We start from the raw sequence: 14,809 nt of genomic DNA on the forward strand, positions 1-14,809 counted from the left end.
AAATGCAAAAAACTTTTCAAGCGCGGATTTTTTCGGCAAAACGCTGCACAAGCCAGCATTTCCGTCACTTTTCATACTGAATTTGGCTAAACTCTTGAGTAAAACGGTCCACCTGCTGCCAATCGGTATACTCCACTTCTTTACTGGTATCCGTTTCTCCTCCCGTCATGCGCATAATAAATTGAATCATGACGCGATCAAACCAACGATAACGCGGGTAGCGTAGCGCGCCGGCAAACACCACGCACTGTTTTGGTTGCCACGGAGAGGAAAGCAGGAACTTACGGGTATAGGCATTGGTCTGCGGTGAACGTTTGTCCGCCTTGCGGGCGGTCAAGTTAACGGAAAAGAACGCACTCGGCATCTGGTTCAACTGGTCGGCATGCTGCTTAACGAACTTTTCCAGCACCGGATGGAAATGGCCGTAACGCACCGAAGCGCCAATCAACACCTGTTGATACTGGCTGAGATCGACATTGTCTGCCTGCAACAAGTCAATCACGTCACAGCCCAATGTATCCTGCAATTTACTTGCTATATAAGAAGCGATAGAACGCGTTTGCCCATCACGGCTCGAATAAAGAATCAGTGCCTTCACGGCGTTACTCCTTCTATCAGGATCATTCACGCCAGAACGTTGGCGTAAAGAGAACCAGCAGCGTAAAGACTTCCAGTCGTCCGAACAGCATGGTCAATACCAGAATCCACTTCGCCGCCGCAGGCATAGTCGTAAAGTTATCCGCTACCACGCCCAGTCCCGGCCCGAGGTTATTCAGCGTTGCCGTTACGGCGGCAAAGGCGGAGAAGTCATCAACGCCGGTGGCGATAATCGCCAACATGCTGACGATAAAGACCAGGGCGTAAGCCGAGAAGAACCCCCACACCGCCTCCAGGATCCTTTCCGGCAGCGCACGGTTACCCAGCTTAATGGTATAAACCGCATTAGGGTGCACCAACCTTTTCAGCTCACGCGAGCCTTGCAGATACAGCAACAGAATACGGATAACCTTCAGACCGCCGCCGGTCGAGCCTGCACAACCGCCAATAAAAGCAGAACACAACAGCAACATAGGCAGGAATAGCGGCCACTTGGAAATGCTGTCGGTGGTAAAACCCGCAGTCGTCGCCATAGACACCACCTGGAAGAAAGCCTGATTAAGTGTCTCCATGCCGGTTTTATAGACGCCATGGCCCCACAGGACCGCAGTACAGACCACAACCAGCGTAAATTGCACGGCAATGAACATGCGGAACTCAGGATCGCGCCAGTACACTTTCAGATTGCGACCGCTTAGCAGGGCGAAGTGCAAGCCGTAGTTACAACCAGAGATCAACAGGAAAATAGCAATTATGGTGTTGATGGTCGGACTGGCGTAATAACCGATGCTGGCATCGTGGGTAGAGAAACCACCGATGGCGATGGTTGAGAAGCTGTGGCCGATAGCGTCAAAGACTGACATCCCCGCCCCCCATAACGCCAGCGCACAGGCAATCGTCAGCAGAACATAGATCAGCCACAGGGTTTTGGCCGTTTCGGCGATACGCGGTCGCATTTTGTTATCTTTCAGCGGGCCGGGCATTTCCGCGCGATACAGCTGCATGCCGCCGACGCCGAGGATCGGCAATATTGCTACCGCCAACACGATGATCCCCATCCCGCCCATCCACTGCAGCATCTGCCGGTAGAACAAAATGGCTTTAGGCAACGAATCCAACCCCACCAGCGTCGTCGCGCCGGTGGTAGTCAAGCCGGAAAACGACTCAAAGAAAGCATCAGTAAGCGACAGATTAGGCCGCTCCGAGAACAAAAATGGCAATGCCCCCACGCTACCCAGCACCGTCCAGAACAGCACTACAATCAGGAAACCTTCACGTGGCTTCAGCTCATGTTTTTGTTTGCGATTAGGCCACCACAGGATCAGGCCAATCGTCACCGCCACAAAGAAGGTCTGGCTGAAAGCCCTGCCCGCCCCATCGCGATATATCAACGCCACCAGACCAGGAATAAACATCGTCCCGGAGAATAAGATGACCAGCAAACCTACGATACGGGTTATGGCGCGAAAATGCATTTCAGCACGATCCTTAGCAATTCAGTTGGGGGAATTATTGCGAAACAGGGATCAAATGCAAATTACCGCGACTGAGATCACGTAATTTTTTCCCAAAGGTCTCAACGACGGTTACCGGCAAAGCCAGGTGCAGCATGACGCAGGCGCCATATTCACCCTGAACGATCCGCCCTTCAGTTTGCTGTAACAGATTCTCGACCAGCGCCAGCTGCGCATAGTCACATTGCAAAGTATATTCGGCCTGCGGAACCTTGTTGCTCACAATCAACTGCTTTAGCGCCTGCTGCACGCCGCTGCCATAGGCTCGCACCAGGCCACCGGTGCCCAACTTGATGCCGCCGTAATAACGTACCACTACGGCGGTGATTTCACCTATGCCGCTGCCCATAAGCTGCGCGAGGATCGGTTTACCCGCGGTGCCGGAAGGCTCACCGTCGTCGGAGAAACCCAACTGCTGTGAATCATTCGGTGGCCCGGCGATAAACGCCCAACAATGATGCCGTGCCGCCGGGTGCTCATCACGGATCTGTTGGATAAATGCCTTTGCTGCATCCGGCCCGCACGTCGGCGCCAACAGGGTGATAAAACGACTCTTCTTTATCTCCTCGCTGACGCTGACGGGCCCCGCAGGGATCGGATAAGGCTGCATCAGGCCAGATTCAGATCGCGCGTCATGTTCTCGATACGCTTCTCGTGGATCACGATATTGTCTTCAATACGCATTCCCCCATAAGGTTTCAGCGCATCAATGCGATCCCAGGCAAAGTGCTTGCTAAACTCACCACTACGCCACGGCGCCAACAATGACTCAATAAAATACAGGCCAGGTTCGATAGTCAGCACCATGCCGGGCTGCAACACTCGGGTACAACGCAGGAACGGATATTTGGACGGCGCTGCCAGATGCGTACCCTGCTCGTCCTGCATAAAGCCGGCGGCGTCATGCACCTGCAAGCCCAGAGGATGGCCAAGGCCATGCGGCAGGAATGGGGTGGTGATCCCCTGTTCCACCATGGCTTCTTCGCTGATACCGCTCACCAGCTTGTGGTTCTTGAGCAATTTGGCGATACGTTGATGCATCTGCACATGGTAGTCGGTGTAGCGCACTCCCGTTTTGATGGTACCCACCAGCGCCAACATCTCGGTATTGAGGTCCTTCACCAACTGTGCGAAATCACTGCCGCTCTGGCCTGCATAGGTACGCGTCAAATCGGCGGCATAGCCGTTGTATTCCGCACCGGCGTCAAGCAGGAAGCTCAGCGATTCGGCTGGCGGCTGATGGTTCAGCTTGGTGTAATGCAACACTGCCGCATGTTCATTCAGCGCCACAATATTGTCATAAGGCACATCGGTATCGCGGTGACCTGTAGCAGTGAGGTAGGCCTGATTGATGTCAAACTCGCTCATGCCGGACAGGAAGGCTTCATGGGCCGCACGGTGCCCCATAACGGCCGTCTTTTGCGCTTCGCGCATGCAGGCCTGCTCGTAACCGGTTTTGATTGAACGATGGAAATCCAGGTAGTTCAGCACCGCTTTCGGGTTCACGTTTTCCGCTGGGATACCGAGATCGCGGGCGCGTTGCTGCCCGTAACCGATATAGCCCACACGCTCACGCTGAGCAGGAAGCTGCTGAGCGATATCATCTGCATTGGCCAGCGGCAACAGATCGATAGACTTGGTCCAGAAGCTGTCCGGCAGCGGCTCAACGCTGTGCCAGTAATCAACCGGCGAATAGAACCACAGTTTCGGTTTGTTAACGCCATCCACCCACAACCAGCAGTTCGGTACCGATGTGACGGGCACCCAAGCCTTGAAGTGCGCATTCACTTTGAACGGATAGCTATGGTCGTCCAGAAAAACCCGTTGCAGTTCTCCGGAGTGAATCAACAGAGCATCCAGTTTGTTGCGCGCCAATACCTCACGCGCCCGTTTTTGCAGCTCTGCCAGGTGGTCGTTATACAATGAAGCCAGCGTTTCCATCACAATACCCTTATACCCTTAAAACGGAATGCGCCATCTTAACACACCGCTCTGGCGCACCAACCCCATCACTTCTGGCATGCGGGGCAGTTCGCAAATCAGCGTAAAGTCGTTACATCCGCCGCTGAACCATCAACCAGCCAAGTAAACCAAGCAGTGCAATTGCCACCGTCCACAGACCACCATGCTCCAACAAAACAGCACCGGCAGCGGCCACGCCCGCCAGGCATTGCTGCAGAAAACCGCATAACGCCATGGCATAAGCACCCTGTTCTTTAGCGTCGCTGACGGCCATCGCCATGCTATTCGGGAACAGCACCGCCTGGCCAAAAATCGTCAGGCAATACAAGGTAATGAATATCGTCATGCCGGAAACTCCCACCAACGTGCCGCTCCACCACAACAGCATAATCGCGACGGTCGCCAATGCGACCATGCTCGTTCCCACCTGCATCAACCGTTTGCCGCCCAAACGGGCCACCGTGCGGTTCACCGCCATCGCTCCGGTAAAGTAAGCCACGCCGATCACCAGCCCCAACGCACCAAAGGCGGTAACGTTGAGGCCAAAGCCCTGCTGCATCACAAACGGGCTCACCTCCTGTAAGGTTACCGTCGTAGCAAACCCCACCCCGCCCACGCAGGCCGGCCAGAAAAAGCCCGGACGAAGCAGGATACGCCAATAGGTCGCCGCCATTGCAGGCCGTTGACCCATCGCACGGCCCGCCTCCAACGGCAACGTCGCCATTAACAGCAGGATCGCCAGCCCGGTTAGCCCCATCAACACAAAACCCATTTGCCAGTGCGAATACCGGCTGAGCAGCCCGCCAATAAACTGCCCGCCGCCCAGTGCAGTGATGAAGGCTATCGACAGCACCGAGAGACGCCGCGCCAGTTCATCCCCGCTCCAGTTGTCGCGCACAATAATACGCGCGATGATCGCCGCCCCACCGGCAGCAGCACCCTGCAGAGTGCGCAGCACCAACAATTGGATCCCGTTGTGACAAAACGCCAACAGCGCACTGCAGCCGATAAACGACACCAGAGAAAGCGTCAGCGGCAAACGGCGGCCAAAACGATCGGCCGCGGCCCCCCAGAACAGCACTGGCAATGCAGCGCCAATCACGAACAGGGATATGGAAAGCTCAGTGGCGCGGCGCGTCATCGCCAGTTCCTGCATCACCGTCGGCAAGGAAGGCAAATACACCGTTGTCGCCATCTGCGCCATAAAAACCAGCAAACACGACAGCGTCATGGTTCTGGCGGGAATACTCCAAAATCCGCTCTGTCTTGCACATATCGCTTTACTCATCCAGCACCTCTGCGTGGGTAGCGCTCTATCTCGGGCAAGTGTATTGAGCCTTTTGGCTCCCGGCAAATGACAAGAACGCCTAAAATATAATTACGTATAAAACCAATATCTTAAATTTAACCCATGTGATCCGCTTTGCAAAAACGCAATCTCTGGTTTGCATATTGTTAACATAAAAACCACACTCCTCATCATCTGGTCATACCAGATCAAACGCTGATTCAGGAGATAGACATGCTCTACCAAGGCGAAACATTACAACTGCACTGGCTCGATAACGGCATCGCCGAGTTGGTGTTCAATGCCCCAGGCTCGATAAACAAGCTGGATACCCGCACCGTTGCCAGCCTGGGCGAAGCGCTCGACGTACTGGAAAAACAGACCGGGCTGAAAGGGCTGCTGGTGCGTTCCAGCAAGGCCGCATTTATTGTCGGTGCCGATATCACCGAATTCCTTTCACTGTTCGCGGCTCCGGCTGAAAAACTGCACCAATGGCTGGCCTTCGCCAACGCGACCTTTAACCGACTGGAAGATCTGCCGGTACCGACCATTTCGGCCATTAACGGCTATGCGCTCGGTGGCGGCTGCGAATGCATTCTGGCCACCGACTTCCGGGTCGCTTCTCCCGATGCTCGCATTGGCCTGCCGGAAACCAAGCTGGGCATTATGCCGGGCTTCGGCGGTTCCGTTCGCTTACCACGCCTGTTGGGTAACGACAGCGCGCTGGAGATTATCGCCGCCGGTAAAGACGTCAGCGCCAAAGACGCGCTGAAGGTCGGTCTGGTGGATGCGGTGGTCGCACCGGAGAAATTGGTAGAAGCCGCGCTGAAAATGCTGCAACAGGCTATTGACGGTCACTTGGACTGGCGTGCCTATCGTCAACCGAAACTCGATCCGTTGAAACTCAGCCCAATCGAAGCGGCCATGAGCTTCACCACCGCCAAAGGCATGGTGCTGCAAACCGCAGGCAAACATTATCCAGCGCCGATGACCGCGGTTAAAACCATCGAAGCCGCCGCCAAATTGGGCCGCGATGAAGCCTTGAAATTGGAAACCGCCAGCTTTGTGCCTTTGGCACGTTCCAACGAAGCGCGCGCACTGGTCGGTATCTTCCTCAACGATCAGTTTGTGAAAAGCCAGGCGAAAAAGCTGGCCAAAAACGCGGATGCGCCGAAGCAGGCTGCGGTATTGGGCGCAGGCATTATGGGCGGCGGCATCGCTTACCAGTCAGCGCTGAAAGGCGTGCCGGTGATAATGAAAGACATCAGCGACAAATCCCTGGCGCTCGGCATGAACGAAGCCGCCAAACTGCTGAACAAACAGCTGGAGCGCGGCAAGCTGGACGGCATGAAGATGGCGCAGGTGCTGTCGACCATTCAGCCGACGCTGGATTATGCCGGTATCGAACGCGCGCAGGTGATCGTTGAAGCCGTGGTCGAGAATCCGAAGATCAAAGCGGCAGTGTTGTCCGAGGTGGAAGGTCTGATCGGTGAAGACACAGTGCTGGCATCCAATACCTCGACCATTCCGATTAATCACCTGGCAAAATCACTGAAACGCCCGCAAAACTTCTGTGGCATGCACTTCTTTAACCCGGTGCACCGCATGCCGCTGGTGGAAATCATCCGCGGCGAGCAGACCAGCGACAACACCATCGCCGCCGTAGTGGCCTACGCCACCCGCATGGGCAAAACGCCGATCGTGGTCAACGACTGTCCGGGGTTCTTCGTCAACCGCGTACTGTTCCCCTATTTTGCCGGCTTCAGCATGCTGTTGCGCGATGGGGTGGATTTCCGCCAAATCGATAAGGTAATGGAAAAACAGTTTGGCTGGCCAATGGGCCCGGCTTACCTGCTCGACGTGGTGGGGATCGATACCGCGCACCATGCCCAGGCGGTAATGGCGGCCGGTTTCCCTGAGCGTATGGGCAAAGATTATCGCGACGCCATTGACGTGATGTTCGACAACCAACGTTTTGGTCAGAAAAACCAGTTGGGTTTCTACCGTTACAGTCAGGACAACAAAGGCAAGCCGCGTAAAGATAACGATGAGCAGACCGATGCGCTGTTGGCCGCCGTCTCCCAGCCACGCCAGGCCATCAGCGATGAAGAAGTCATCGCTCGAATGATGATCCCGATGATCAACGAAGTGGTGCGCTGCCTGGAAGAAAACATCATCGCCAGCCCGGCTGAAGCCGATATGGCGTTGGTTTACGGCATCGGGTTCCCTCCGTTCCACGGTGGGGCGTTCCGTTACCTGGATACGCTTGGCACCGCAAACTATGTCGAACTGGCCCAGCGTTACGCGCATCTTGGCGCTCTGTATCAAGTGCCTGCCGGCCTGCGCGCCAAAGCTGAACGCAATGAAAGCTACTACCCGGTGGCGACGCCATTGTCCGATATCGCCACTGGCCAACCGGCATGAGGTCATAAAGATGGAAAACGTAGTTATTGTTGACGCCGTACGCACGCCGATGGGCCGCTCCAAGGGCGGCGCTTTCCGCCAGGTACGCGCTGAAGATCTTTCCGCTCACCTGATGCGTGCCGTGCTGAGCCGTAATCCGGCTCTGGACGCGGCCGAAATTGACGATATTTACTGGGGCTGCGTGCAACAAACGCTGGAACAGGGGTTTAACATTGCCCGTAATGCCTCGTTGCTGGCCGAAATCCCGCATAGCGTACCGGCCGTTACCGTCAACCGACTGTGCGGCTCGTCCATGCAGGCTCTGCACGACGCAGCACGCGCCATTATGGTCGGCGATGCGCAGGTTAGCCTGATTGGCGGCGTTGAGCACATGGGCCACGTGCCGATGAATCACGGCGTCGACTTCCACCCTGGCCTGAGCCGCAGCGTAGCGAAAGCCGCCGGCATGATGGGTCTGACCGCCGAAATGCTGGCCAAGATGCACAATATTAGCCGCCAGATGCAGGATGAATTCGCGGCACGCTCGCACCAACGCGCGCACGCCGCCACCCTGGCCGGTTACTTCAAAAATGAAATCATCCCCACCACCGGCCATGACGCCGATGGCGTGCTGACCCGTTATGGCTACGACGAAGTCATTCGCCCGGAAACCACCGTTGCCAGCCTGGCGGCGCTGCGCCCGGCGTTCGATCCGGTCAACGGCACCGTAACCGCCGGCACGTCTTCGGCCTTATCCGACGGCGCATCCGCCATGTTGCTGATGAGCGAGTCACGCGCCAAAGCGCTCGGCCTGAAAGCCCGCGCCCGCATTCGTTCTATGGCGGTGGTCGGTTGCGATCCGTCCATTATGGGTTATGGCCCGGTACCGGCCAGCAAACTGGCGCTGAAGCGCGCCGGCCTGAGCATACAAGACATCGATCTGTTTGAATTGAATGAAGCCTTTGCCGCCCAGTCACTGCCCTGCATCAAGGATCTGGGGCTGTTGGACAGCATCGACGATAAAATTAACCTGAACGGCGGCGCCATTGCCTTGGGCCACCCGCTGGGCTGCTCGGGTTCACGTATCTCCACCACGCTGTTGAACAACATGGAACGCCGTGACGTGCAATTTGGTCTGGCAACTATGTGTATCGGTCTGGGCCAGGGGATTGCCACCGTATTTGAACGCGTTTAGCTGTGTCTATATTGGGATGACTGCGTAACTGATTCAAACCGCAGCATCCTGACAAGTTTAGTTGCCGTACTTCCCGCCTGTCAGGGGCGGGTTTTTTTATGCCTGAAATCTACAGGCGCGCCAATAAAAAAGGGCAGCCACCGGCCACCCCACTTTATGTCAACCTTACGCCTCAGATGAACGAGAAGGCATCGCCAAACATATGCGCTTCCTGCGCACCGCGTTCAACGCAGAAACGCTCGCGAGCAATTTTGGCCATCTCGAACCGGCCGGCAATATAAATATCATGCTCCGCCAGCGTGCCGAAATCCTGCAATACCGCACTGAGCACCGTGCCGCTGCGGCCACGCCACTCGTCCTCCGGTTGTTCGACCACCGGGATCACCTTCAGGTTCGGGTGCTGCAACGACAGCGCTTCCAGCTCACTCAAATCATACAGGTGCTTCAGCTCGCGCCCGCCCCAATAGATAGAGATATCGCGGTCCGGCTGTTGCTCCAGCGCAGTCAGCAGAATTGAGCGTGCATAGGAGAAGCCGGTACCGCCGGCGATCAACACCAACGGACGGCTACCGTTTTCACGTAGCCAGGCATCGCCATGCGGAATATCAACGGTAATCGCCTGCTCTTTCAGAATGCGATCCATCACCGCCATAGCGTACAAATTCAGCTCCGAAGCGCCGATATGCAGCTCGATATATTCTTGCTGTGAAGGCGTCGATGCCAGTGAGAAAGGACGCTTGTCGCGCTCATCCATCACTACCATCAGATACTGTCCTGCCTTGAAAGAAAACGGCGCTTCTGGCACCAAACGTACCCGATAAACCGTATCGGTAATGGCCTCTACGGAGGTCACTTTACAGCTCAATATTGTCATGCGTTCCCTCTGTCGGGTCATCAATGCAAAACTGAGAACAGAGCCTGCGCTACAGCGTCGGTTCTCTGTCACTGAAAATTGCGAGCTCATCCCAGATTTCATCGACGCGCGTACGCACCTTTTCATCCATCTGAATTGGACGGCCCCATTCGCGCTGGGTTTCACCCGGCCATTTATTGGTGGCATCCAGCCCCATCTTCGATCCCAATCCGGAAACCGGGGAAGCGAAGTCCAGATAATCGATCGGCGTGTTTTCCACCATTACGGTATCCCTTGCCGGATCCATTCTGGTGGTGATCGCCCAAATCACATCATTCCAGTCACGTGCGTTAATGTCATCATCACAGACGATAACAAACTTGGTGTACATAAACTGACGCAGGAACGACCAGACGCCCATCATCACGCGCTTGGCGTGACCGGCATACTGTTTCTTGATAGTCACCACCGCCAGGCGGTAAGAGCAGCCTTCCGGCGGCAGATAGAAATCTACGATTTCCGGGAACTGCTTTTGCAAGATGGGAACAAAGACTTCGTTCAGCGCCACACCCAAGACCGCCGGCTCATCCGGCGGACGGCCTGTGTAGGTCGAGTGATAAATTGCGTCGCGACGCTGGGTGATGTGGGTAATGGTGAATACCGGGAAGTGATCTATCTCGTTGTAGTAACCGGTGTGATCGCCATACGGACCTTCTGGCGCCATTTCACCCGGCTCAATGTAGCCTTCCAACACGATTTCCGCACTGGCGGGCACTTCCAGATCGCAGGAAATGCACTTGACCACTTCGGTTTTATTGCCGCGCAACAGCCCGGCAAAGGCATATTCAGACAGGTTGTCCGGCACCGGCGTGACGGCACCGAGGATAGTGGCGGGATCTGCACCCAATGCGACCGCAACCGGGAAACGCTCACCGGGATGCGCCTGGCACCATTCCTGGTAATCCAACGCGCCGCCGCGGTGCGACAGCCAACGCATGATCACTTTATTCTTGCCCAGCACCTGCTGACGGTAAATGCCCAGGTTCTGCCGCTCTTTTTGCGGCCCGCGGGTAACGGTCAACCCCCAGGTGATGAGCGGTGCGGCGTCTTCAGGCCAGCAGTGCATCACCGGAATGCGGCCGAGATCGACGTCATCGCCCTGCCATACCTGCTCCTGGCAAGGTGCGGAGCCCAGCACCTTGGTCGGCATATTCAGCACTTGCTTGAACTTCGGCAGCTTGTCGAACAGATCGCGAAACCCCTTCGGCGGCTCCGGCTCTTTAAGAAACGCCAGCAGTTTGCCGACCTCGCGCAAGGAACTGACATCCTCCTGGCCCATGCCCATCGCCACGCGATTGGCCGTGCCGAACAGATTGCACAGCACCGGCATGTCATACCCTTTCGGGTTTTCGAACAGCAACGCCGGGCCGCCCGCACGTAAAGTACGATCGGCAATTTCTGTCATTTCCAGATAGGGATCAATCGGCTGGCTGATGCGTTTTAGTTCTCCTCTCTTTTCCAGCAACGAGAGGAAATCGCGTAAGTCACGGTATTTCATGCTGATCATTATAACGGCCAGTGAGGAGGGCATTATAAGCCCTCTTCACGGTTGTTGCTGCACTTTTGTTAAACACCGGTAAAGACATCGCCGGTTCTCAGTGGCACGTGAATGGCACCAGCGGGCGTAGCGCCTGCGTATTGTCATACTCCCGGGCCTCCACGCCGTGGCGGAACACCTTGAAGCCTTGATCTCTGGCGCTGAAATAGCGCAAATCATTGCCCTCAACGTGCAGCAGGCTGCCCTCACGCAGCGCCACAACCGATTCGCTCGGATTGACCGCGCAGAACTCCGCCAAACGTTCATCGCGGGTTTCGCCCATGTGGCCGCTGATATGCGCATCAATATAGTGCGGGTTAATCTGTACCGGGAACAAACCCAATGCCGGCAACACTACGCTGTTGCGCACCGGCATATCATTAGTGGTGCGAATGCTTGGCGTAGCGACGTTGCAGCCGGCGCTCCAACCAACATAAGGTACACCACGTTCACGAACCGCCCGCTGGATGGGGACGATCAGGCCCTTTTCATGCAGCATCTGGTTCAGCATCCAGGTGTTGCCGCCGCTGACCAAAATGCATTGCGCCTGATCAATCGCCGCCGCCGGAGATTCGGCGTGATGAACGCTGGTCACCTGGATACCCAAGGTCTGCGCCAGTTCCTGCGCACGCTGATCGTAGTCAGTACGGATCAAGGCATAAGGGACGAATACGGCAGACGTAATCCCGTGGCGCTCAATCATCGCCAGCAGTCGGCTTTTGGCATAACCCAACAATTCATCCTCGCCGGACAGCTTGCCGTTGCTCAACAGAAATAACTCCATGTCTTCCCCTCAATCAAAAACGATGAATAACGTCACATCAGGCCGCATCAGGCCAAGGCATACTTGCGACGGTAACAAATTTTCAGCCCTCTGTTATACCCAAGCCGTGCGAATAAGTGTGTGACTCTCCGCTAATTGCCGGCGATTCATGCAGATAACGGATGTTACAGGCTGAAACCTGCATCACTATGTATCCGTACCGGCTTTTGATATGCTTACCGGCTGACAGAAAGGCATGTGAAATTATGGAATCTTGGTACTTACTGTATTGCAAACGCGGCCAACTTTTACGGGCGCAGGAACATCTGGTGCGACAGGAAGTGAACTGCCTGAGCCCGATCATCACGCTGGAAAAAGTCGTGCGCGGCAAACGCATTGCGGTCAGCGAGCCTCTGTTCCCCAACTACCTGTTTGTGGAGTTCGACCCGGAGCGCATTCACACAACGACCATCAGTGCAACGCGTGGTGTCAGCCATTTCGTGCGCTTTGGCTCGCTGCCGACGACCATCCCGCAGAAGGTTATCGAAGAGCTGCAGACTCATACCTGTGAAACCTACTTCGACCCGGAAACCCCTCAGCCGGGCGATACCGTGCTGATCGTCGACGGCATGTTCGAAGGGCTGAAGGCGATTTACACCGAGCCGGACGGGGAAGCGCGCTCGATGTTGCTGCTGAACCTGATTAACAAGCAGGTCAGCCAAAGCGTCGATAATCGGCAGTTCCAAAAGTTATAAAGCGAAAAGGCGCCCAAATGGCGCCTTTGTTATTGGATACTCACGCCTTAGCGCTGCATCGCTTCATCGTGCATCCACTGGGCTACTCGTTTGGCGAAGTAGGTCAGCACGCCATCGGCCCCGGCGCGCTTAAAGCACATCAGCGACTCCATCACCGCCGGCTGCTCCTGCAACCAACCGTTCTGAATCGCCGCCATGTGCATCGCATATTCACCAGAAACCTGATAGGCAAAGGTCGGCACGCCAAAGGTGTCTTTCACCCGACGCACCACATCGAGATAAGGCATACCGGGTTTCACCATCACCATATCCGCGCCTTCCTGGAGATCTTGCGCAATTTCCTGCAGCGCTTCGTCACTGTTGGCAGGGTCCATCTGATAGGTTTTCTTGTTGCCGCCTTTCAGATTGCCGCTGGAACCGAGCGCATCGCGGAACGGGCCATAGTAGCAGGAGGCATATTTGGCGGAGTACGCCATGATCTGGGTATTAATCAGCCCCTGATGCTCCAGACGATCGCGGATCGCGCCGATACGGCCGTCCATCATATCGCTCGGCGCCACGATTTCCGCTCCGGCTTCCGCATGGGATAACGCCTGACGCACCAGAATATCTTTGCTGATATCGTTAATGACGTAGCCGTGCTCATCAATCACGCCATCCTGGCCGTGAGTGGTGTAAGGATCCAGCGCCACGTCAGTCAGAACACCCAGCTCTGGCACCGCGTCTTTCAACGCACGCACCGTACGCTGCACCAAACCGTCCGGATTATAAGCTTCTTCCGCATGCAATGACTTCAGGCCAGGTTCAATCACCGGGAACAGGGAGATCACCGGCACGCCAAGCTTGGCGATGGCTTCCGCTTCCTTAATCAACAAATCGATGCTCATGCGCGATACGCCGGGCATGGATGCTACCGCTTCCTGACGGTTACTGCCTTCCATGACAAATACCGGATAAATCAGGTCGTTAACCGTCAGTTGATTCTCCGCCACCAGACGACGGCTGAAATCATGACGGCGCACACGGCGCATACGGCGGCCTGGAAAGGCGCCCGGAAATGCATAGCTCATAGTTTTCTCCTAACTCATACCAGCCGGAACAGCCGGCGGGCGTTCTCATCGGTTTTCTGTCCCAACCATTCAGGATCTTCTTGCCGCCAGGCAGCCACCTGCCGGACGATATGGGGCAAAAAACAGGGTTCGTTGCGGCGAGATGCGGGTTTAGGGTGTAAATCCCGGGGCAACAGATAGGGTGCGTCGGTTTCCAGCAATAAACGGTCCGCCGGGATCTGCGGCAACAGCGCTCGCAGCTCCAGGCCACGCCGTTCATCACAGACCCAACCGGTAATGCCGATCGAAAGACCCAGCGACAGACAGCTGTCTAATTCCTGGGCGGTGCCGGTAAAGCAGTGCACCACAGCCGCAGGCAGTTTATCCAACCACGGCACCAACAGCGCGGCAAAACGTGCGTGCGCATCGCGGCAATGAAGAAATACCGGCATCCCCAGCTCTGCGGCCAGCGCCAACTGGGCGCTGAAAGCCTCTTCCTGCTGCGCCGGGGTGGAGAAATTGCGGTTGAAATCCAACCCGCATTCACCGATAGCGACCACCTCTGGCCGGGAGGCCAAGGCGTGAACTTGCTCCGCAACCCGATCGTTCCAACTGCTGGCCTGATGCGGATGCACACCGGCAGTAGACCAACAGTAGGCGGCATGTGACTGCGCCAGTTCACTGGCGGCCTGGCTCTCCTGCAGGTCGGTACCGGTAATCAGCAACCCCTTCACCCCTGCGGCGCGTGCACGATCCACCACCGCTGGGCGGTCTTTGGCAAACTGTGAGCTGGTAAGATTAACACCGATATCAAACATGGTTTTTCCAAAGCA

13 protein-coding genes are annotated in these 14,809 nt (G+C 56.0%); 3 read left to right on the forward strand and 10 right to left on the reverse strand.

The window, feature by feature from the left end; translation table 11 throughout:
• Window positions 1-64 precede the first annotated feature (64 nt).
• The 5 genes from hemG to ACUTQW_RS16645 form a co-directional block, all read right to left on the reverse strand.
• Window positions 65-598 carry a menaquinone-dependent protoporphyrinogen IX dehydrogenase gene (gene hemG / locus ACUTQW_RS16625; RefSeq protein WP_006323115.1) on the reverse strand — a complete coding sequence of 178 codons (534 nt, stop codon included), beginning with the start codon at window positions 596-598 and terminating at the stop codon, window positions 65-67.
• 22 nt (window positions 599-620) lie between these two features.
• On the reverse strand, window positions 621-2,072 hold the full coding sequence (trkH, locus tag ACUTQW_RS16630) for a Trk system potassium transporter TrkH (protein ID WP_004951050.1): 1,452 nt from the start codon (window positions 2,070-2,072) through the stop codon (window positions 621-623).
• A 34-nt stretch (window positions 2,073-2,106) separates the two neighbouring features.
• A complete protein-coding gene (locus tag ACUTQW_RS16635) occupies window positions 2,107-2,721 on the reverse strand; it encodes an IMPACT family protein (protein WP_006323113.1) in 615 nt (204 codons plus the stop codon).
• Window positions 2,721-4,052 (reverse strand): Xaa-Pro dipeptidase, encoded by a 1,332-nt coding sequence (gene pepQ / locus ACUTQW_RS16640; RefSeq protein ID WP_006323112.1) that lies wholly within the window; start codon window positions 4,050-4,052, stop codon window positions 2,721-2,723. Before pepQ ends, ACUTQW_RS16635 begins: the two co-directional genes overlap by 1 nt.
• A gap of 112 nt (window positions 4,053-4,164) precedes the next feature.
• Window positions 4,165-5,361 carry an MFS transporter gene (locus ACUTQW_RS16645; RefSeq protein WP_006323111.1) on the reverse strand — a complete coding sequence of 399 codons (1,197 nt, stop codon included), beginning with the start codon at window positions 5,359-5,361 and terminating at the stop codon, window positions 4,165-4,167.
• Window positions 5,362-5,595: 234 nt separating this feature from the next.
• Here ACUTQW_RS16645 and fadB point away from each other — a divergent pair, with 234 nt between their 5' ends.
• Together fadB and fadA are read left to right on the forward strand one after the other, a co-directional pair.
• The gene (fadB, locus tag ACUTQW_RS16650) at window positions 5,596-7,785 is read left to right on the forward strand and encodes a fatty acid oxidation complex subunit alpha FadB (RefSeq protein WP_006323110.1); all 2,190 of its coding nucleotides are present in this window, start codon (window positions 5,596-5,598) and stop codon (window positions 7,783-7,785) included.
• A gap of 10 nt (window positions 7,786-7,795) precedes the next feature.
• The gene (gene fadA, locus ACUTQW_RS16655) at window positions 7,796-8,959 is read left to right on the forward strand and encodes an acetyl-CoA C-acyltransferase FadA (protein ID WP_006323109.1); all 1,164 of its coding nucleotides are present in this window, start codon (window positions 7,796-7,798) and stop codon (window positions 8,957-8,959) included.
• 172 nt (window positions 8,960-9,131) lie between these two features.
• On the opposite strand, the gene fre is transcribed toward fadA, so the two are convergent.
• The 3 genes from fre to pepE form a co-directional block, all read right to left on the reverse strand.
• A complete protein-coding gene (fre, locus tag ACUTQW_RS16660; protein WP_004951041.1) occupies window positions 9,132-9,833 on the reverse strand; it encodes an NAD(P)H-flavin reductase in 702 nt (233 codons plus the stop codon).
• Window positions 9,834-9,882: 49 nt separating this feature from the next.
• Window positions 9,883-11,403, reverse strand: a complete 1,521-nt coding sequence (ubiD, locus tag ACUTQW_RS16665; RefSeq protein ID WP_004951040.1) for a 4-hydroxy-3-polyprenylbenzoate decarboxylase — start codon at window positions 11,401-11,403, stop codon at window positions 9,883-9,885.
• Between the two features lie 64 nt (window positions 11,404-11,467).
• Window positions 11,468-12,193: a dipeptidase PepE gene (pepE, locus tag ACUTQW_RS16670; protein ID WP_006323102.1), complete on the reverse strand. Its 726-nt coding sequence runs from the start codon at window positions 12,191-12,193 to the stop codon at window positions 11,468-11,470.
• A gap of 245 nt (window positions 12,194-12,438) precedes the next feature.
• Between pepE and rfaH the strand changes: the two genes are divergently transcribed.
• Entirely contained in the window at window positions 12,439-12,927 is a 489-nt protein-coding gene (gene rfaH / locus ACUTQW_RS16675; protein WP_004951038.1) for a transcription/translation regulatory transformer protein RfaH, read from the forward strand.
• A 47-nt stretch (window positions 12,928-12,974) separates the two neighbouring features.
• Here rfaH and hemB read toward each other — a convergent pair whose 3' ends face one another.
• Both hemB and tatD read right to left on the reverse strand, forming a co-directional pair.
• Window positions 12,975-13,997: a porphobilinogen synthase gene (gene hemB / locus ACUTQW_RS16680; protein WP_006323101.1), complete on the reverse strand. Its 1,023-nt coding sequence runs from the start codon at window positions 13,995-13,997 to the stop codon at window positions 12,975-12,977.
• 14 nt (window positions 13,998-14,011) lie between these two features.
• Window positions 14,012-14,794, reverse strand: coding sequence for a 3'-5' ssDNA/RNA exonuclease TatD (gene tatD, locus ACUTQW_RS16685; RefSeq protein ID WP_006323100.1), 783 nt, complete (start codon window positions 14,792-14,794; stop codon window positions 14,012-14,014).
• Window positions 14,795-14,809 lie beyond the last annotated feature (15 nt).

It is taken from the genome of Serratia sp. TSA_7 (assembly GCF_052692135.1).